General features: G+C 58.8%; 14 protein-coding genes. 12 read left to right on the forward strand and 2 right to left on the reverse strand.

The window, feature by feature from the left end; all coding sequences use genetic code 11:
• Window positions 1–259: 259 nt before the first annotated feature.
• Complete coding sequence (locus KQX66_RS08445; protein WP_216791997.1) at window positions 260–2,530, reverse strand: helix-turn-helix domain-containing protein; 2,271 nt, start codon at window positions 2,528–2,530, stop codon at window positions 260–262.
• 357 nt (window positions 2,531–2,887) lie between these two features.
• On the opposite strand from KQX66_RS08445, the gene KQX66_RS08450 reads away from it, so the two are divergent.
• From KQX66_RS08450 to KQX66_RS08470, 5 genes are all read left to right on the forward strand, one after another.
• Entirely contained in the window at window positions 2,888–4,417 is a 1,530-nt protein-coding gene (locus KQX66_RS08450; protein ID WP_216792000.1) for an extracellular solute-binding protein, read from the forward strand.
• 151 nt (window positions 4,418–4,568) lie between these two features.
• Window positions 4,569–5,537, forward strand: coding sequence for an ABC transporter permease (locus tag KQX66_RS08455; protein ID WP_216792002.1), 969 nt, complete (start codon window positions 4,569–4,571; stop codon window positions 5,535–5,537).
• 22 nt (window positions 5,538–5,559) lie between these two features.
• Window positions 5,560–6,426, forward strand: a complete 867-nt coding sequence (locus KQX66_RS08460) for a carbohydrate ABC transporter permease (protein ID WP_216792005.1) — start codon at window positions 5,560–5,562, stop codon at window positions 6,424–6,426.
• A gap of 18 nt (window positions 6,427–6,444) precedes the next feature.
• Window positions 6,445–7,719 (forward strand): glycoside hydrolase family 88/105 protein, encoded by a 1,275-nt coding sequence (locus KQX66_RS08465; protein WP_253957015.1) that lies wholly within the window; start codon window positions 6,445–6,447, stop codon window positions 7,717–7,719.
• A 3,367-nt stretch (window positions 7,720–11,086) separates the two neighbouring features.
• Window positions 11,087–12,790, forward strand: a complete 1,704-nt coding sequence (locus tag KQX66_RS08470; protein ID WP_216792008.1) for a DUF8769 domain-containing protein — start codon at window positions 11,087–11,089, stop codon at window positions 12,788–12,790.
• An 81-nt stretch (window positions 12,791–12,871) separates the two neighbouring features.
• Here KQX66_RS08470 and KQX66_RS08475 read toward each other — a convergent pair whose 3' ends face one another.
• Window positions 12,872–13,735: a hypothetical protein gene (locus tag KQX66_RS08475; RefSeq protein WP_216792010.1), complete on the reverse strand. Its 864-nt coding sequence runs from the start codon at window positions 13,733–13,735 to the stop codon at window positions 12,872–12,874.
• A gap of 105 nt (window positions 13,736–13,840) precedes the next feature.
• Between KQX66_RS08475 and KQX66_RS08480 the strand changes: the two genes are divergently transcribed.
• The 7 genes from KQX66_RS08480 (at window position 13,841) to KQX66_RS08510 (ending at window position 19,227) form a co-directional block, all read left to right on the forward strand.
• Entirely contained in the window at window positions 13,841–14,476 is a 636-nt protein-coding gene (locus KQX66_RS08480; RefSeq protein WP_216792012.1) for a stalk domain-containing protein, read from the forward strand.
• Between the two features lie 216 nt (window positions 14,477–14,692).
• A complete protein-coding gene (locus KQX66_RS08485) occupies window positions 14,693–15,274 on the forward strand; it encodes a spore coat protein (protein ID WP_216792014.1) in 582 nt (193 codons plus the stop codon).
• Window positions 15,275–15,492: 218 nt separating this feature from the next.
• A complete protein-coding gene (locus KQX66_RS08490; protein ID WP_054973428.1) occupies window positions 15,493–15,855 on the forward strand; it encodes a response regulator in 363 nt (120 codons plus the stop codon).
• A 193-nt stretch (window positions 15,856–16,048) separates the two neighbouring features.
• The gene (locus tag KQX66_RS08495) at window positions 16,049–16,441 is read left to right on the forward strand and encodes a hypothetical protein (RefSeq protein WP_216792016.1); all 393 of its coding nucleotides are present in this window, start codon (window positions 16,049–16,051) and stop codon (window positions 16,439–16,441) included.
• A gap of 83 nt (window positions 16,442–16,524) precedes the next feature.
• Complete coding sequence (locus KQX66_RS08500; protein WP_308647192.1) at window positions 16,525–17,391, forward strand: alpha/beta fold hydrolase; 867 nt, start codon at window positions 16,525–16,527, stop codon at window positions 17,389–17,391.
• Window positions 17,392–17,698: 307 nt separating this feature from the next.
• Window positions 17,699–18,409, forward strand: coding sequence for an HD domain-containing protein (locus KQX66_RS08505; RefSeq protein ID WP_253957016.1), 711 nt, complete (start codon window positions 17,699–17,701; stop codon window positions 18,407–18,409).
• A complete protein-coding gene (locus KQX66_RS08510; protein ID WP_216792023.1) occupies window positions 18,406–19,227 on the forward strand; it encodes a DUF3658 domain-containing protein in 822 nt (273 codons plus the stop codon). The genes KQX66_RS08505 and KQX66_RS08510 overlap by 4 nt, the downstream gene beginning before the upstream one ends.
• The last annotated feature ends 8 nt before the right edge of the window (window positions 19,228–19,235 follow it).

Genomic DNA, 19,235 nt, shown 5'->3' on the forward strand with positions numbered 1-19,235 from the left:
GCGCACGGCAGATGCCTTAATTGGCCTTAGTATACTGCAATTCGGAGAATAGAGGAACTGTAATGACTTATTGGCCAAAAACCAGGCGAATAGGATAAAATTCGACACAATTAACGAACGTGCGTTCCTCTATCTTTTAACCGGATGCATTCGCTTCCCGGATAACGCATCCGTGTTCCTTTATTTTCCAATTCAGAGCCTGTACCCTGTAAGCCCTACCTTCCTATAAACCGCTCCGCCCCCGTATGAGCCGGCATTCTCATCCCTCTCCCCGCGACTCTTTCCGGTACTGCCCCGGAGGCATGCCGACGAACTTCTTGAACGTGCGCGAGAAGTTCTGCGCGTTGCTGTACTGCAGGCGCGAGGCCATCTCGTCAATGCTCGTCTCCGTATGCCGCAGCCAATGCTTCGCTTTGGCGATGCGGCTAGCGAGCAAGTAGTCGGAGAACGTGGCGTCATGCACTTCCTTCAACGCCTGCTTGCCCAGCGTGACGGGCAGGCCGAGCGCTTTGCAGCAGCTTTCCAGCCGGACGTCTTCTTCGTTATGTGCATCGATGAAGCCGGTTAACTGCTCAGCGGCGCGCAGCATATGTCCGCGGTGCTCCTCCTCCAGCTCGGCGATCAGCAGATCGCACGCCCGCGTCTTGAGCCAATCGCTCCACTCCTCCAGCGTGGAAAGCTCCAGCCATTCCGCAGCCACAGGCTCCGCCAGAGGGCGGGATAGCGACTGGCCGACCGAGCGGTACAGGAACAGCGTCAAATCGATCATCCGCGATTGCAGCCACTGGTAATGGATGGTGCGGACCCCTTCCAATTCGCGCAGTCGGTCGATATAACCGTAAGCCAGCTCGCGATCGAGCGAACGGATAGCATACAGGACATCGTTTTCCAGTTCCCGGAACGAAAACGGCACTTCGGGAGATTCCGTTTCGCCGCCGAATTCCTCAATCGGGATCACTTCGTTTTTTCCTGCAACCAGCTTGTGCTTTAGCGCTTCTTCCGCTTCCTGCGAAGCTACGTTCAAATAAGCGTAGTCCTTACGCAGGCGGCTCACGCCAATGGAGACGGTGAACGGAAAATAGTGCCGGATAAAATCGCGAATCGTTTGCGCCGCTTCCCGCACCGCGGCCTTAGCTTCTTCGGGTGCTTCCGCAGGGAGCGTGAGCACCGCCATGAAGCGGTCCTCTCCCCAAGCGACAACCATACCGCTGCCTTTCGTATCGATGACCTCTTGAATAACGCTGGATATGCCGTATTTAAAGTAGTACAGATCGATCTCGGAATAGAGCGTTTCCAAGCTGCGGTATTGGTCGATCTGGACGGCAAGGCAGCCGAATTCGCCTTCCTCCGCCAGCGGAAGCTGATAGCGCTCGCATTTGTCGCGATCCTGCTGCGACCGGATGCCCTTGAGCAGCAGGCTCCGGAAGATGGTCGCTTTGATTTCCGGCGTCAGCTCCTTGATCCTCTCCTGCAGCTCGTCGCGGGTCGCTTTGATCCGCCGTACCGTATCGTAAACGTGCCGGAATTCGTCCGGGGCCGGATCGGGGGGACGGACCGGTTCGCCAGCGTCCGTACCCGCGCGAGCTGGGCCGCTATCCTCCACCAGCGAGACGAGCTCGCTCCAGCCCCGCCACAGTCGCCCTGTTGCCAGCAGGGTGACAAGCACGGCAAGCGCCAGCAAGAGGCCGGCGATGGCAAAGATGACGTTGCGAAGGCTGCCGATTTTGGCAAACAGCACGTGATTCGGAATCGCGAACCCGAATATCCAGTCCTGGTACGACGGGGGCAAATAAGCGACAAACAGGTCATCCGCCGCCTTCGGCTTACCTTCCTTGATCAACGGGACAATTTCGCTTTCCAGTGTCGACCTGCCCAGAGCCCCCCGGGCCTGCAAAATGTCCCGGCGCTCGTCCAATATAAAGTACGTTCCCTGCTCCCCGTCGGGCAGCCCGAGAATGTGATCGAAAAATTGCTGATTCAAATGAATGATCATATATAAATCCTGCGTCGTCTGAAAAACGGGCAGTCTGCGCACGTACACCGTCGTCGGCGTATCATGGACCGTCAGATTGAGCAGGACGGCCTTTTTGCCCGTCTGTTCGAAGGCCACGATCACGTTCCGGTAGTCGTCCTGAAACGCCGTCACCTGTCGGTTCGTGCTGAACAGCCGGCCGCTCGATACCCGGTACAGCGCGATGTTGTCCACGTCCTCCAGCGACGTCTGCATGCGAAGCATCGTTTCCTGCACGCTGATCAGCCCGATCCCGTCCTCTTCCGTCCATGGGGAAGCGAGGCTCTCGACGGCGGGCAGCTTCTCGAATTGCAGAATGGCTTGATCGATTTGTTTAAAATAGCTGGACACCCGGTCTTGCGTCCGCTGCAGCGAGCTGCGGTACGCCTTCTCTACTTCCTCCGACAGGCTTCGGGTGGCGAGGAGATATACCGTAAAACCCATAGCCATAATGCAGAGAGCGCTGAGCAGCAGCATGACGATGACGGTTTGTGCTTTTTTCGAACGCTGCAGCCGCATGCCGGTTCCCCTCCGTTTCTGTCTGAGCTGTCACTGTCGGCGCTTAGGCAGCACGTGCTCGCATCTTAACAGTACAATGAAAAATTATAGCATAGGAAGTGTCATTTCAGGCAAAAAGCACATTTGCGCGTTTTAACACTTGCCGTTCGACGGGAAATCCGGCATCCGGGGCCAGAATCGGGCATGGTCATTTGGCCGGAAATCGCGGATATACGGTTTTGACAATTGCCGCGGATGGCGGGCGGGAGTACAGTAAAGGCATGGCAGGCCGGCCGAACGCACAATGGAATCGATAGACCGACATTTGAAAGCAGGAAAAAGGGGTTGGACACATTGGTTAAGCTTAGATGGAAGCGTATGGAAAAACGCATCGGCGCCGCAATGCTGGCTACAGCTTTATTGACGGTAGCCGCAGGCTGCGGAGGCGGAGACGCCAAAACCGACGGGAAAGGCTCGACGGGAGCGGCGCCGTCCGGACCGGTCAAATTAAAGCTGGCCTACGACAACGGGAATACGATCCCGAGCACATCGCCGGACAGCAACGAAGCACTGAAATTTTTGCAAACGAAGCTGGGCGTCCAATTCGAACTGAACATCAACTCGTGGGAGATTTATAAAGAGAAGATTCGCGTGCAGATCGCCTCGGGCGACGTCCCGGACGCCTTCGCCTGGCGGACGATGGACGACTTTATCGTCGGCATGATCAAGGCGGGTGAAATCGTCCCGCTCGACGACTATATCGACAAGTATCCGAACCTGAAAAAGCAGAAAGACCTCTATATCACGAAGTACCAGAATAAAATTTACGCCATCACGAACGCGCGCAACCCGGTCGCTTCCGGCGACATGCCGATGATCCGCAAGGACTGGCTCGACGGCCTGGGGCTGCAGCCGCCAAAAACGACGGAGGAGCTGTATAACGTAGCCAAAGCGTTCGCGACGGGCGACCCGGACAAGAACGGCAAGAAGGACACGATCGGCATCCAGATCGGCTATGCGAACAATGCGTTCATCGGCGTCAGCGGGCTGCAGCAGCCGTTCGGCATTCAGGACAAGTGGGTGAAGCAAGGCGACAAATATGTGCCGAGTTTTGCGACACCGCAATTCAAGGAATGGCTGGAATGGATGCAGAGGGCGTTCAAAGACGGCCTGATCGACCCCGACTTCGCGGTGACCGACGGCCGGACCGCCGAATCGAAGGTCGTCAGCAAAGGGCAATCCGGTATTTTGTTCCAGTATGCATCTCGTATTAACGATTTCGAGGACAACTACAAGAAATCGAATCCGAACGGCAAGCTCGTTCCGTTCGAGCCGGTCAAAGGGCCGTACGGCCAAGGAGCGACCGGACGCGTGAACTACGGCGGCTTGTTCGTGACGAAGAAAGCGGCGCAGGACCCTGCCAAAATGCAGAAGCTGATGGAATGGCTCGACTTCGGCGCCAGCCCGGAGGGCGAGCAGTTCAACCTGTTCGGCGTCGAGGGCGTACACTATACGAAAAAAGACGGCAAGAACGAAGTGAACGCCGAGCTTACCAAACGCGACATGCCGGGCGCGTTCCTGTGGACGCTGCCGGTCGGCAAGACCGAGGAAGTTTTTGTCGTCAAGAAGAACAGTCCGGAAGCGCAGAAGCTCGTAGCCGACGGCAACCTGATGCTGGAGAAATTTTTGAAGCTGCCCGCGCCGCTTGACTTTGCATTCTCGCCGACCCGCTCGAAATACAACGCCGAGGCCGATGCGTTCATCAACGGCAGCATCGTCAAAGTGATTATGGGCAGCTTGAGCGTGAACGATTGGGACGGGATCGTGAAGCAGTGGTACGACCGTTTCGAAGGCAACAAATGGATGGATGAAATCGCCCAGGCCGCAGGCTCCGGCGACGCAAAATAATAAGAGACGGGAACGTCGGCGGACCAAGCCGGCGTATCCGTCATGCGCACAAACGGGCGGCCAAGCCGAGCCGGACTGCGCGTGACGAAGAGGGGGGCGCCGCACTCGCCGCGCCCCGCCAAACATCGCAATCAGGGAAGGGGGACATCCCATGGCAACCCAGCCGAAAAGCGCGGCTTGGAACGCTCCGGGAACGGGAGCGGCGGCCAGGCCGGGACGCTCGCGCCTCGCCAAGAAGCTGTGGGCGGACCGCTACATGTATTTGCTGGCGCTCCCGGGCATGGCGTTTATTCTGCTGTTCGATTACGTGCCGATGTACGGCATCATACTGGCGTTTCAAGACTATAACCCGTTTGCGGGCGTGCTGCACAGCGATTGGGTCGGACTCGCGCATTTCGAGCGGCTCTTCAAGCATCCGGACTTCTGGATGGTGCTGCGCAATACGCTGGTCATCAGCTTTTTGAATCTGGCGCTGTTTTTTCCGACGCCCATTGTGCTGGCGCTGCTGCTGAACGAGGTGCGGATCGCCTTTTACAAGAAAACGATTCAGACGATTATCTATTTGCCTCATTTCGTCTCGTGGGTCGTCATTTGCTCGCTGACCGTCACGTTGATGAACTCGGAGGGCTTGGTTACGCAAATCGTCAAAGGGCTCGGCTTCGAAAACGTGCAGTTGTTGATGGATCAGCGTCTCTTCTGGGGCGTCATTACGGTGCAGAGCATATGGAAGGAGGCGGGCTGGGGCACGATCATTTTCCTCGCTGCGCTGGCGGGCATTAACCCGGAGCTGTACGAGGCGGCCCGCGTCGACGGTGCTACGCGCTGGCAGCAGATCCGATCGATCACGATCCCGGCGCTGATGAACACCGTGGTCGTGCTCCTGCTGCTGCGGATCGGACACATTATGAGCCTGTCGTTCGACCAGCTGTACATGATGGGCAATCCGATGGTCATGCAGGTGGCGGAAGTGTTCGATACGTACGTGTTTAAAGCGGGCGTGCTGCAAGGCAACTTCAGCTTCGCCGCTGCGGTCGGCTTGTTCAAATCCGTTGTCGGGCTCGTGATGATTCTCGGCTCGAACTGGCTTGCGAAGAAGACGAGCGACAATTATCTGTTTTAGGTAGAAAGGAGGCGCAAGCCCGATGAAACCGCAAAAAGGCCGGCTGTTCGAAGCGGTCAACGGAGTCCTGCTCGGGCTCCTGGCGCTGCTGATGATATTTCCGTTTTGGAACGTACTGGTCACGTCGCTGTCCTCGCCGCACCTGGTGTTCGAAGGCCAACTGCTGCTGTGGCCGAAAGGCTGGTCGACGATTGCCTACGATACGGTGTTTAAAAATCAACAGTTCATTCAAACGTTCAAAAATACGATATTCGTAACCGTCATCGGCACGGCGCTCAGCATGCTGCTGACGACGACGCTGGCTTACCCGCTCTCCAAAAAATCGGTGCACGGCTCGACGGTCATGCTGTTCATTGCCTTCTTCACGATGCTGTTCAGCGGGGGCATCATCCCTTCTTACCTGCTGGTTAAGGAGCTGCATATGCTCAATACGCTCTGGGCGCTGATCGTGCCAAGCGCGCTCAGCGTCTTCAATCTGATGATCATGGTCAGCTTCTTCCGGTCGGTGCCGGCGGAGTTGGAGGAATCGGCAAAGATGGACGGCTGTAACGATATCGGCGTGCTCGCGCGGATTATCGTGCCGATTTCGCTGCCGGTCATCGCAACGCTGACGCTGTTCTACGCGGTGTCGAAGTGGAACATTTTTTTTCAGGCAGTCATGTACAACAGCGCCGTGGATAAAATGACGCTGCAGGTGCTGCTGCGGCAAATTCTCGTGCAGATGACGAACGAGGCCGTCGATGCGGCAATGAGCGGCGATACGCCGCGGATCGGGGTGTCGGTCAAAATGGCGATGATCGTAATCGCGACGGTGCCGATTCTGCTGATTTATCCGTTCCTGCAAAAATATTTCGCCAAAGGAACGATGATCGGGTCGATCAAAGGATAGGAGAGGGGTCAGGCAATCATGGACAATCAACTGCTGCTCGCCAAAGCGCAGCAAATTTATCACTATATGGTGACCGCTCCGGAAAGCGATTGGCAGCGCAACATGTACAACTGGGACTGGAAGCCGGGCGTAGGGCTGATCGCCGCGGTGAAATACGGGCAGGCGATCGGAAGCCCGGAGGTGCGCGACTATCTGTGGCGCTGGATGCGGGACAACCGGCACAAGGCGGCGGAGCTGCGCGTGATCAATTCGACGGCGCCGTTCGCGGCGCTGACGGAGCTGCTGCGAGAGCAGCCCGACGCGGAGGGGGGATGGCTGGAGCTGGCGCAGGAACACGGCCGCTGGCTGATGGAGGAGGCCCCGCGCACGTCGCAGGGCGGCTTCGAGCATACGGTAACCGAAGGCGTCGATTTCCCGGAGCAAATGTGGGCGGATACGCTCGTGGTCGGCGGCTTGTTCCTCGCCCGGCTCGCTTCGCTGACCGGCGACCGGGCGATGGCGGAAGAGGCGGTCCGCCAAGTGGAAATCCACCTGCGGCTGCTGCAGGACGAGGCGACGGGCGTATTGTTCCACGGCTACGACGGGCGGCGCGGCGATCATATGTCGGCGGCGCGATGGGGCCGGGCGAACGCATGGGTAGCCTTCGGCGTACCGGAGATCGTGCGCGAGGTGCGGGGGCTGGCCGAGGTGCCCGCAGAGGTCGGCCGGAGATATACGAGGCTGCTGGAAGGGCTGCTGCGCTTCCAGACGCCGAACGGGATGTGGCATACCGTGCTGGACCGGGACGATTTTTATTTGGAAACGTCGGCTGCGGCGGGGATCGGTTACGGGATGCTGCTCGCTCTGAAGCACGGAATGGCGGCGGATGCGGCGCTGCGGGCGAAGCTGGAAGAAGCCGTCCGCAAGGCGGCACAGGCGGTGCTTATCCACGTGGACGTGTACGGAGCGGTGCACGGCGTGTCCGGCGGGACGCCGGTCATGCCGACGGTGAAGGCGTACAACGAGGTGAAAATAACGCCGACGCCTTACGGTCAGGCGCTGGCGCTGCTGCTGGCCAGCGAGCTGCTGACGGAGGGGAGCGGCGGAGGAGCTCTTGGTTTGGCAAGGCGAGACCAATTGAGGAGGGACGAAGATGAACAAGGGAAGCAAAGGCAGAGGACGGATGCGCTGGTTGTCGGCGCTGGTCGCAGGAACGACAGCGCTATCCGCGCTGGTTCCGATGGGGGCGCTGGCGTCCATCGCTCCGTCGGCAATGACGCCGGATGCGAGCTTGTTTTACGACCGGGTGGATAACGTATTCCCGGACGCGGCTTCCGTGGAGCGGCAGCTGCAATTTTTTCAGCGCAATCTGGTCGGCAACCAGCAACCGGACGGGCGGACGGACAATTTTCCGCAGAAGGTGGTTGTGAACGCCGCTGCCGGCAGCTTGACGGCAGGAAACATTGTGGCGAACTTCGGCTTCGAAGAAGGCGCAGGCGCAATACCGGACGGCTGGACGGCAACGGACGGACAAGGAGGCGTGCCGGAGGTGGGGACGGTCCGCTGGGTGAACGAAGCGAGCGCCGCGATCGAAGGCTTGAAGCTGCTGCAAATGGAAGCGGCAACAAGCCGCAGCGCAGCGATTTCGCAAACCATCGCGAACCCCGTCGACGTGTTGGTCGACTATGCGACGCCGGTGAAAGCGGCGGTGGCGCCGAACAGCGTGATGATTCTCAGCGCGTTCTACAAGGCGGAGCAGGTCGTCCCTTCCGAAGGAGGACAAGGGGTCTACGCAAAGGTAACCTTCTTGGACGAGGCGGGAAGTCCGTTGGCACCGCCGTTCACGGTGACGAATGCCGTCTATGCCCGCGGCGGCTGGCAGGAGCTTCGCGGACCGGTGACAGCACCGGGCGTGCAGGCGGCAAGCATCCGGGTCGAAGCCGGGCTCGACCGGGCGAAGGGCTCGGTGCAGTGGGACGGCATCCGGCTGATGCGCGTCGATACGACGACCGGCAGCGGCGGCGTCGTCGCTGCCGCGAAAGGCACGGCCGCCTTCCCGAACGGCGGCTTTGAAGCGGCTTCCCCGGCGTGGACGCTGAAGCCGCTCGGCGGTGCGGCCGTCGAGTCGTGGAGCGGGTCCGCGGCGGGTGGCTATGCCGGCAAAGGCGGCATGCTGACGTCGAAGTCGGCCGACACGGCGGCGGCGCTGACGATGACGGCGAAAGCGTCCTCGAACGGCACGCGCCAGTTCGGTGGCGACTACCGCATCGCGGCGGTCAAGTACAAGACGCAGCCCGGCTTCGCCGCGCAGGATGGCCGCGGTGTGGCGATGCGGCTCCGATTCATGGACATGAAGGACCGGGAAATCGGGCAGCAGACCTTTTACGGCGCGCCGACCAACGGGCAGTGGGGCGAGATCGGCGGCGTATTCGATACGCCCTATCCGGTGCATTACATCATCTGCGAGCTTATGATCGACAGAGCCGTCGGCACCGTGCAGTTCGATCAGATGTCCTACATCGGTGTGGACCAGCAGAACAGCAGCACGGAAGCGGGTTTCGGCTCGGCGGGGCTGCTTGCATACATGTGGAGCATCACGGGTAAAAAGGACGCGGCGCTTGCCAAGCGGGCGAAGGACGCGCTTGATTTTTATTTGAACCGGCGGGTGACGACGACCGACAACCCTGCGAATGCGTCCCGCTTGCTGGACGGGAAGGCGAACAGCGGGGAAGCGTACGTGCCTTACAGCGTCAGCGGCAGCACGGTAAATGCGGATTATCCGACGACGGCGTTTGGGCTTCATAATCTGGTGGCGGCGCTGACCTACGGACAGGGGCTGTTTACCGAGACCCAACTGGCGCAGGCGAAGGACAAAGCGTACTCGATGTGGCGCTGGCTGACCCGGGTGACCAAATTCAGTACGCAAAACTCGATGAATCAAGCGCTTGTCGGTCTGCTCGGCGGGGTGGAGCTGGCTGTGGCTGCGGACGATGCGGCGCTGAAACGGGAAATCGCGGATTATTATATCCGGGGACTGGCGGGCACGAACCTGCCGGACCAAGGGATGCGCGTACGGGCGCGTCAGTTGGTGGACGGCCGGAACATTTTTTACGAGGTGAACGGCTTTGACGTCAGCTATGCGGGCTTATCACTCAGCGATCTGGCGGACATCGTCGAAACGATCCCGGACGGAGACGCGGCCTTCGGCGAGCTGAAGCAAATCATTCGGGCGGACGGACTGGAGATGGCCGACTATTTCAATGCGCGGCTGGCGGCGGACGGATGGATTTTTGCGGGTTCGCGGCATAACGAGGGCGGCGGCTCGGCTTTTAACATGGGGAATTTCTCCGGGTTATCGTACTGGGGCGATGCGCTCAAGGCCGATGTGGGCCGCTTCCTGATCAAATCGTTCGGTTCGGCGACACCTTCCTACGGCGATACGGCCAATCTCGGGCACATTGCCGTGCACGGGCCGGTCGCGATGCACCGGATGCTGCAAAAGTACTCGTGGAACCGCAGCGAGCAGCAGAAGCTGGAAGAGTACAATTTGCGCAAAGGGCAAGTGTCCGTCTACTTCAAAAACGACAATAAGCAGCCGTTGAACTTGTCCGTATCCGGCACGGATTTCACCGAGCATTTGCTCGACACGGGGAATGCCGATCCGGATAAGCCCGGCTTTCCGAAGATCGACCGGCTCATTGGCTGGTATGCGACGGATGCGGAGGGCAAGAAGCAGTATGACGACGTGAAGCGGACGACGGACAACTGGTCCACGCCGCGATATGACATCCGCAAGGATACCGGCAGCGCCGGTGGTTCCGGCGGCTGGGCGAACCTGACGCAGCAATATTACGTGACGAACGGCACGTCTCTGTACAATGTGCTCGCCGTGCGGATGGGCTCGGCGCAAAGCTACACGTCGCTGAACCAACTGATCGGCCTACCTTATATGTCCGTGCCGAACCGGCCTTATATTCCCGGCGCGCTGGAGCCGGACCGGGTGCGCATTAACGGCTTGTATGCGGTGGACGGCAGCCCGCTGCTCGATCTTAGCGCGGACAGCGGCTCGGCGGCGGCTCCTGCGATGGTGGCGGGCACCGCGAGGGTGAGCGGCTGGCCGCTGCTGAAGGCCGAGAATGCGCCGGGCGGCGGAGCGGCCAAGCCGACGTGGCTGTCGAAGGCCGACCTCGACAAGCTTAGCGCAGGCTTTGTGACGGCAAACGGCAAAGTGATGGACGATTTGTATACGAAGGCGCTGTGGGACCCGACGAATGTGCGGACCTCCGACAATAACGGCACGATCGTGCAATTTGCCAACTCCGACAAGCTGATGGTGCAGCTTACGGACGGCGCGGCTGCGCAATACCAAGCGGGAGACTGGGTTTATTTTGTGAGCAAAATCGAACCGAACGCTTCCGCCACCGGCTTCCGTACAAGGCCGATCGCGAAATACGCCGGCCGCACCGACGTGCTGCGTGCTTTGGTTGTCGAGGACGAGGGGATGCTGCTGCTGCTCGCGGAAGGGCGCGCTCTCTTCGTCGATAAAGCGGGCCGCAAGGCTTATATCGACGGCCGTCCGGCGGGAGCGGCCGAGACGGCTGCGATGCAGGCGGCGGCTGGAGAAGCTTCGCAGCCGCGTGAGTAATACCGAAACCATAAGATAGAGAAGGAGAGAGAAACCATGCGTACCCATTCCGATCTGGAACGGAGGCTTTTGCAGCGGTGGCTGCAGAAGCAGGAGTATAACGAGGACCTCCAACTGCTGCGCGTTCCGTTCAGCAGCCCGGGTTACCATACGACGCTAAAGGATGTTCCTTTTGTGCATCCGACCCGGGAATCGCTTGGGTATGCCGTCGCCCTGCTGGACGGCGGCGGTGAAGAGGAGCTGGAGCGGGCCTGCGCGATTCTGGACCGCGTTATCGCGCTCCAGGAGACGGACCGCAGCCTGCCGACGTACGGCATCTGGTCGTGGTTTTACGAGGAGCCGCTCGGCGACATGCGCCCGCCCGACTGGAACTGGGCCGACTTCTGCGGCAAGCAGTTGCTGCTGGCCGTGCTCAAGCACGAAGACCGGCTTCCCGAAGCGCTGAAGGAACGGCTGCGTGAAGCGGTGTTTCGTGCCTGCGAAGCGATTATTGCGCGCAATGTGGGACCGGGTTACACCAACATCGCGATCATGGGCGCTTTCGTCACGCTGATCGCCGGCGAAACGTACGGGCAGGAAGCTTTTGCCGCCTACGGCGGGCAGCGGCTGCATGCCTTTTACGAATATACGATGCGCCTTGGGGCGTTCGAGGAATACAACAGCCCGACCTATACGAAGGTCGCTCTTGTCGAGCTGTCGGATCTGTACGCCTGGGCGCAATCACCGGAAATCAAGACGCTTGCCGCGAAGCTGCTCCGTTTGGCGTGGGGGTCGGTCGCCAATCATTTTCATCCGGCCACCCGCCAATGGGGCGGGCCGCATGCCCGCAGCTACGATACGACGTTGTCGCCCTCCGTGCTGTCTTTTCTTCAGATTGCGCTGCAGGGCCGCGTCGAATGGCTGACGGAGGAAGAGCTTGCGTACGATCCGCAATGGTACGGCAGTCCGATCGGATGCCCGGACGAAGTTGCCCCTCTGTTTACGGAGCCGTCCGTCCGCACGCACACTCAAGTTTTTTACCGGAATGAAGAAAAAGGCATCGAGAAAACAGCGTCGTTCTATCAAACCGAAACGTTGTGCATCGGCTCGGTCAGCCGCGAAAACATGTGGAATCAACGCCGCAATCTGCTGGCTTACCTGTCCGGCGACCACGGCACGTCCTACGTATGGCTGCGCTGTTTGCATGACGGCTACGATTATGCCGCCGCCGTCTTTACTTCCGTGCAGCAGGAAAACCATGTCCTCTTCGGCGTCGGCTTCAGCACGAACGGCGGCGACACGCACAACAGTCTGGACCGTATCCGCGGATCGATCGAAGCCAAGGACCTGCGGCTGCGGTTCGAGATCGGCGGGGCCGAAGCGAAAGCGAATGTCGAGCAGGATCTTCATGGAGAACTGCATGTGACGGTCGGCCGCCATGTGCTTAGCATCCGGCCCGTGTTCGCGTCGCTGGCCGAGACATCGGCCCGCTGGGAATGGAGCCGAGAGGGAGACCGGCTATACGTGGATTGCGTGTTCTACAGCGGGGCAAACCGGACGATCGATTTCGAGTCCTTGTGCCAAGCGGGGGCGCTGGCGATTTGTACATTCGCTGAGGAGCGGGTTTCGTGCAGCTACAAGCTAACCTTAAAGGATCAAGCGGCATTCGTGGAATGCCCGGCTCCTTCCGGGGGTGGGCCGCTGCGGCTGAGCATGCGGCTGAAGCCGTCTCTGATGGACACGATGCTGTCGGCGTTATAAATGAGTGAAACCCGGATTGCGCTGCTCTTGTGCGCGTTCCGGGTTTTTGCGCATGCTGCCCCGATGCTGTTGCAAGCACCATCACTTTGCTTTCACGTCCACGGTCCAAGTCACTTTAAGCTTGCCCTTGATCCGGTCCCCGTTCGCTACAATGACGTACTCGCCGTCGCGGTCGGCGTGGATCGTTCCTCCGAATCCGCGGTCGTCGCCGGAGAGCGGCGGACCCGGCCGGTAGTCGGCGTAATCGTTAGGGCCGCCAGGTCCCCGCACCTGCATGCCGTAGCCGCCGCCCTTGTCCGACTCCCACGTCATGGTAAAGGAAATGATCTGGCCTTTCTTCGCATAAACCGGAATGTTCTGCGTGCCGTTCATATAACGGAATTCGGCTTCGTACAATCCTTCCCCTCTCGTTTCCTTCCAACCTTGCTTCACGCCTTCGGGATACAGCGCTTGGACGCCCAGCACGATGAGCGGAAGCGCGAGGCCAAGCAAGCTCCGGACCCAAGCCGACCCCCGTCCCAAGCGGCTCCCCGCGTAGAAGAAGAGGGCGAAGACCGCTCCGACCGTTCCGGCGATTCCGGTGATGACAAGGCTGCCCGGGAACGGAGCGCGGAACGGTATGACCAAGAAGCACAGAAGTCCGGCGGCCGCATGGAGCAGAGCCTGAACGGCACTCTTGCGAAAGGCGGGCTTCCAGCACGCCAGCCCGTCGATGGCGAACGTCACGAGCATGCCATACCCGTACAGCATTAGCCACAAAAACATGCCGATGCCAAGACCCGGCGCCGCATCGGGCCGCAGCGCCTCGAACGGCTCGAAGGCGTCAAAGTCGCTTTTCGCCCAAATGTATACGAGCCCCGCAGCAATGCCCAGTCCCGCTCCCGAAAGCTTGCTCAGCACATAAACGGCCGTCCGTTTCGCATAAGGAAGCAGTCTATTCTCCATAAGTCCACCCTTTCAGTTAACAATTATGCAACCTTTTTCCATGCCAACCTCGTCTTATCCCTAGTATAATGAATAGAACGCAACAACGAATCCAAGGAGGTACTCATGAAAAAATTTATACTTGGACTGCTCTGCGGAGCCGTGCTTGCCGCTTCTACCGCCGTTTACGCCTCGGATGAAATCCGGGCGACGCTGTTTCCCGTAAAATTGAAATTCAATGGAGAGGTTCGCGATACGGGCTCCCGGTTCGCAATCTTGAATTATGACGGACATACGTATGTGCCGCTTCGCTTCATGGCCGAAAACTTGGGGGCCGGGGCTGTCTATGACGAGGAAGCCCGTACCGTCTCGGTCGTTTCCGAGCCGAAGAATGCCAGCGACGCGCAGAAAAAAATATGGGCCGCAACGTACCGCCTCGAACGCGGTATGGAGGCCAAAGACGTGAAAAGCGTGCTGGGCGAACCGTCCTTCCTGACGCTGATCGACAGCTCCAAGCAGCAGCTGTGGCGCTACGACTTCGGAGCAGCGGCCGGCTACAGCAGCGGCGGTCTCAGCGCGGACACCGAAGGCTTGCGCCGAGGCGACTTGGAGGGGCAGCTGTTCATTCGTTGGAACGCAGGCGGACAAGTCGACCGGTACGAGCTGTGGACGGTAAAGAAAGCTGCGGACGGCACACGCAGCGTCTCCTCCTTCACCGTATACCCCGACGGCTCCACAAGCGGGTCCGCCGCTGCAAACTAGGCTGAAAGCCGGTTCCTTTCGGGGCCGGCTTATTTTTATTGCTCGATGAGAGGCCGTCGCTCCCAGTGTCTTGTGAAATCTATCACATTAGACGCAGGATAAATGCAGTCGGTTGCGGCCGTTTGCAAAATTTTGGATGTATTGCGCATAATCGTTTCCAATCCTTGGACATACTATCGGTGTTCCGAAATATCCATTCCAGTTCAGGAGGTTTTTATGCACACGCAGCAACGTTTTGCCGCCCACGAATTTTTGGAAACCCAAGAGGCGGTCCGCACGAAAGCGGCGCACATCGAACTGTACGGCGTTTTGTTCTCGATGGCGCAGGATACGCACTTGAAAGATATTTTGTTCAATCAGCAGCGACGGATGCTGGAGGGCTACGATTACGGCATCGGCCTGCTGCAAGGCAAAGGCATCGCCATGACGCCGCATACGCCGGAGCTGCGCATTTATGAAAGACCGCAGCCAGGGCTGCGGCAGCCGTCCGTGCCTGGGCCGAATCCGAACGCGACGCAGCTGTCCGATGTGTCCATCGCGACAATCGCGCTGAACCTGCACAAAACGGGCTCGGCTGTCGCCATGCTGTGGGCCTGCGAATGTGTAGATCCGCAAATTCGCCAGTACCACGCAACGTCGGCGAACATTTGCCAGGAGATGGCTTGGGAAATGTTCCAATACATGAACTTCAAGGGCTTCTACCAAGCCCCGCAGCTGGCTGACCATACGATGCGCACCATGATCCAAGCCGTACAGCCTGCAGAGCCGCAACAGCCTTACCAGACGCATTTTCAATAATAATTCCCGCTGCTTTCGGGAAGCCGGTCGTTCTCTTGTTCAAGAGAACCCGGCTTTTTTATGTTGGCCATAGACCCTATATGAAGTTCCTTTCTCGGGAAAAATAAAAATTTTCGGCTAAAAAAGGGACAAATTGTTCCTTAACCTAATAGTTTCTTAATAAAGCTCTGTCATAATAGGGATACAACATTCACCTTAGACGGTTGGGGGTATTGCCTATGGCTAAAGTAATGGTAGTCGATGATGCCGCTTTCATGCGGATGATGCTGCGAACGATGCTGACGGAGGAAGGACACGAGGTGGTGGCGGAAGCGACGAACGGCATGGAGGCGGTCAACGCTTATTTATCCGCCCGGCCCGACCTGGTCACGATGGATATTACGATGCCCGAGCTGGACGGAGTTGGAGCGGTCAAAGAAATCCGCAAACACGACCCGAACGCGAAGATCATCATGTGCTCGGCCATGGGCCAAAAGGGTATGGTGCTGGAAGCCATTACGGCGGGAGCGAAAGATTTTGTCGTCAAGCCGTTTCAAAAAGACCGCGTCATCGAGTCGGTCAACAAGGTGCTTGGCTTGTAACACGTCCGGCGGAATCAGGGTTATCGGCCGCCGTTTCCATAACGGGCTCGAATCGCATTCTCTTCTTTAAAAATGAAAAACCGGTCGTTTTCGCCCCAGGGCGGAACGGCCGGTTTTTTTGCAAGCGGAGCAACCTTTTCACGGTTCGTCAGGTCTAATGGGTAAATGTTACATATGACGGGAGGACGAACCGTTGGCAACGATCGTATGGCATAAACCGAGCGGGCGGAACTATCTCTTTCTGGGCCCGGGATTCGGAGCTTACAAAAGGCAGAGGGCGGGCCGGCTTGGCGGCGATTGGTTTCCGCACGAGGAATCGGGCGAAATCATGGTGGCGGCGGTGTGCGACAGGAACGGAATCATCCGTTGGTTTCCGTCGGATGAGCTGCAGGTGCTTGAAATCGACGGCAAGCTTGTGAGCAGCTGGTTCGAGGGCTTGACCGATCCGGACGCGCCGCTGCCGCAAGACGACGTATGCTGCGCACAAGCGGAAGCGATGGAGCAGTGTCCCGCTTGTTGGACACGTGTGACGGCGGAAGAGCGGGAATGCCCGTCCTGCGGACTCACTTTAATGATGGAACCGTGAGCGCGCATCTTTTGCGAAGGGGAAGGGTATGCTAGGAATTGCATTTCCCTTTCATTTTGGAAAAGAAAGGATGTGAAGCGCTCGTGCCATTCGCCAAAATTAACGGAACGACGCTGTACTATAAAGTGAAGGGCTCCGGCGTTCCGATCGTGTTCATTCATCCTCCGATGCTGACGAGCAGCAATTTTGCGGATCAACTGGAGCATCTTTCGGGCAGGTACCAGGTTATTGCGTTCGATATTCGCGGCCACGGACAGAGCGGGCAGTCCTCGGAGCGGCTTACATACGGCCTGCTGGCGGAAGACATTCGTGGATTGCTCGACCATTTGGAGCTGAAAAAAGCTTATTTATGCGGGTATTCGACCGGCGGAACGGTCGCGTTGGAAGCGATGCTCCGCTACCCCGACCGGTTCTACGGGGCGATTCTAATCAGCGCTATGTCGGAGTTAAGCGACTGGTACCGGCGCAGCGAGGTTTGGGCGGCGGTCGGGCTGATGGGGCTTCGCGCCAAACGGATTGTCGCGGCGGTCATCGCTTGGGGCAACGCGAACAAATGGAAGACGTTCCGGCGTCTTTACCGCACGGCCACGGAAGGACAGCTGCGGAACGTGAACGATTACTTCAAGTGCAGTCTGACGTACAACTGTACGGAAAAGCTAGGGCAGATTCAAACGCCGGTCCTGCTCCTATACGGGGTGAAAGATAAAGAATTTCACCGGTATGCCCATATCCTCCACCGCAGACTGCCCGACAGCACGCTGCATTTCTTGCCCAAGGTCGGCCATCAGCTTCCGACCAAATCGGCGTCGTTGGTCAATGCGTTAATCCGCAAGTGGATCGACGAGCGGCATCCTTGGAAGACGGCGGACAAATCCCGCCAGCAGGTACCGTCCTTGCCGGCTTTTCCCCCGCCGGATGTACCTCAGGTCGAAGAGACGACGGAGGCGTAGGCGTCCGGCTCGATAATCCACGCAGGGGAGACATGCGCTTTTAGCGCCGAGCGGCGAACAACTAAGCGGTCTACAACGATTGCGTTTAGACTGCTTTTCTCTTGTTATCCGACGTCTAAAACAGTGGGCCATGCGAAGCGGGCATTTGACCGATCATTATTATGCGCCGCGGCTTCTCATTTTCCGCTATAATTCATTAATTCCACACCCGGCGGCAATCCATGCGATTGCGGCCTTCTTTTCGTGCCGCTCCAGGGCATAGTACAATAGCGAGACGATACAGAATTCGGAGAGGATGATTACGCTTATGGACCCGATCAAACGAGAAAAGCTGCTGGAGCAGGCGGCTGCTTATGCGAGAGCCGAATTGGAACGAGACAGCAGCGGCCACGATTGGTGGCACATTGTCCGAGTGACCCGCACGGCCAAGCGGCTGGCGGCGATCGAACAGGCGGACACGTTCATCTGCGAGCTGGCGGCGCTGCTGCACGACGTGGCCGATGAAAAGCTTAACCCGAGCAAGGAAGCCGGATTGCAAAAGGTGGAGAGCTGGCTCGCCGAAGCGGGAACGGACGAAGCGGACCGCGCTCATGTTATGGACATTATTTCGACGATGTCCTTTGGAGGAGGACGCGGCAAGCCGATGGGCACCGCCGAAGGCCGGATCGTGCAGGACGCGGACCGTCTCGATGCGATCGGCGCCATCGGAATCGCCCGGGTGTTCGCTTACGGCGGCTGGAAGGGCCGGCCGATGCACGATCCGGAGCAGCCGGTCCGGGAGAACATGACGCCAGAGGAATACCGCAGCCATCCGGGAACGGCGATCAACCACTTTTACGAGAAGCTGCTGAAGCTCAAGGATTTGATGAACACGGACGCCGCCCGCGCCTTGGCGGAGGAGCGCCACCGCTTTATGGAGCGGTATTTGGAGCAGTTTTATAACGAATGGGACGCCGTGGACGGAGCGTTTGATCCCGCCGGGGAGACTGCTTCCACGACTGAGACGACGTCCCGATGACGGTCCAGATTGTCTTCGGTGCGGCAGCGGCAGGCTGTTTAAAGGTTGCCATGGGAACCAGACCCGACAAGTCGGTGCTTCATTGGGAAGACGACTTGATGTCGGGTCCTCCGGTTTGCGGGGCCTCGCAGAATTGGGAAGACGTGCGTCTTCGCTGGCGGGAAAGCATCGCCAATGAGGAAGCCCGGCAATACTTGCCCTATCTGAAAAGCAACATGGAAGCTTGGCGGGAATGGCTCTCCCGTCTTTCCGCGAATCCGGTTCCTGTCATGATCTGGGCAGCCGACAACGTTTTTGAACAAACCGGGCTTCGCGCCGTGCTTGCTTCCCTGCCGCCATACGTTTCCGTATCCGTCATGAACGTAACCCTCGCTTCCGAAGGACGGCTCCGCCATACCGGGGAAGCTGCCCCCGACGAATTGGCTTCGTGGATCGGGAAGGCGGAGCCGCTTGCGCCGTGGGCTAGAGAGGGGCTTATCCAAGACTGGCGGAGACTCGCAGAAGAAGCGGGCTTGCTTCGCATTTATGAGAATGGTCACCTTCGGACGGCGGATGAAAGCTATTTCGACGAAACGATCGTTCAGGTCGTCCGTACACTACAGGCACAGGCAGAGGCCCAAGGCTGGGTTAAAATCGGACTGCTGATCGGGGAAATTCTTGTTCATGCTTTGGACTGTCCGATTTCCCATAGCTGGATCGAGTATCGGCTTCGCCGTTTAATCGAACGGGGCATTCTCATCTATACGGGTTCACTGGAAGCCATGCATGATTACGCCGTAAAGCTGGCCACGCCTACGCTTGCGGATTCGGTCGGTTAGCCCGCTTC

The organism is Paenibacillus oleatilyticus (assembly GCF_018998565.1).
GTDB lineage: Bacteria > Bacillota > Bacilli > Paenibacillales > NBRC-103111 > Paenibacillus_G > Paenibacillus_G oleatilyticus.

What these genes read in the sequence shown, in the direction of transcription:
- KQX66_RS08445 (WP_216791997.1), bottom strand. Translation starts at nt 2,530, where the DNA reads ATGCGGCTGCAGCGTTCGAAAAAAGCACAAACCGTCATCGTCATGCTG.
- KQX66_RS08450 (WP_216792000.1), top strand. Translation starts at nt 2,888, where the DNA reads ATGGAAAAACGCATCGGCGCCGCAATGCTGGCTACAGCTTTATTGACG.
- KQX66_RS08455 (WP_216792002.1), top strand. Translation starts at nt 4,569, where the DNA reads ATGGCAACCCAGCCGAAAAGCGCGGCTTGGAACGCTCCGGGAACGGGA.
- KQX66_RS08460 (WP_216792005.1), top strand. Translation starts at nt 5,560, where the DNA reads ATGAAACCGCAAAAAGGCCGGCTGTTCGAAGCGGTCAACGGAGTCCTG.
- KQX66_RS08465 (WP_253957015.1), top strand. Translation starts at nt 6,445, where the DNA reads ATGGACAATCAACTGCTGCTCGCCAAAGCGCAGCAAATTTATCACTAT.
- KQX66_RS08470 (WP_216792008.1), top strand. Translation starts at nt 11,087, where the DNA reads ATGCGTACCCATTCCGATCTGGAACGGAGGCTTTTGCAGCGGTGGCTG.
- KQX66_RS08475 (WP_216792010.1), bottom strand. Translation starts at nt 13,735, where the DNA reads ATGGAGAATAGACTGCTTCCTTATGCGAAACGGACGGCCGTTTATGTG.
- KQX66_RS08480 (WP_216792012.1), top strand. Translation starts at nt 13,841, where the DNA reads ATGAAAAAATTTATACTTGGACTGCTCTGCGGAGCCGTGCTTGCCGCT.
- KQX66_RS08485 (WP_216792014.1), top strand. Translation starts at nt 14,693, where the DNA reads ATGCACACGCAGCAACGTTTTGCCGCCCACGAATTTTTGGAAACCCAA.
- KQX66_RS08490 (WP_054973428.1), top strand. Translation starts at nt 15,493, where the DNA reads ATGGCTAAAGTAATGGTAGTCGATGATGCCGCTTTCATGCGGATGATG.
- KQX66_RS08505 (WP_253957016.1), top strand. Translation starts at nt 17,699, where the DNA reads ATGGACCCGATCAAACGAGAAAAGCTGCTGGAGCAGGCGGCTGCTTAT.
- KQX66_RS08510 (WP_216792023.1), top strand. Translation starts at nt 18,406, where the DNA reads ATGACGGTCCAGATTGTCTTCGGTGCGGCAGCGGCAGGCTGTTTAAAG.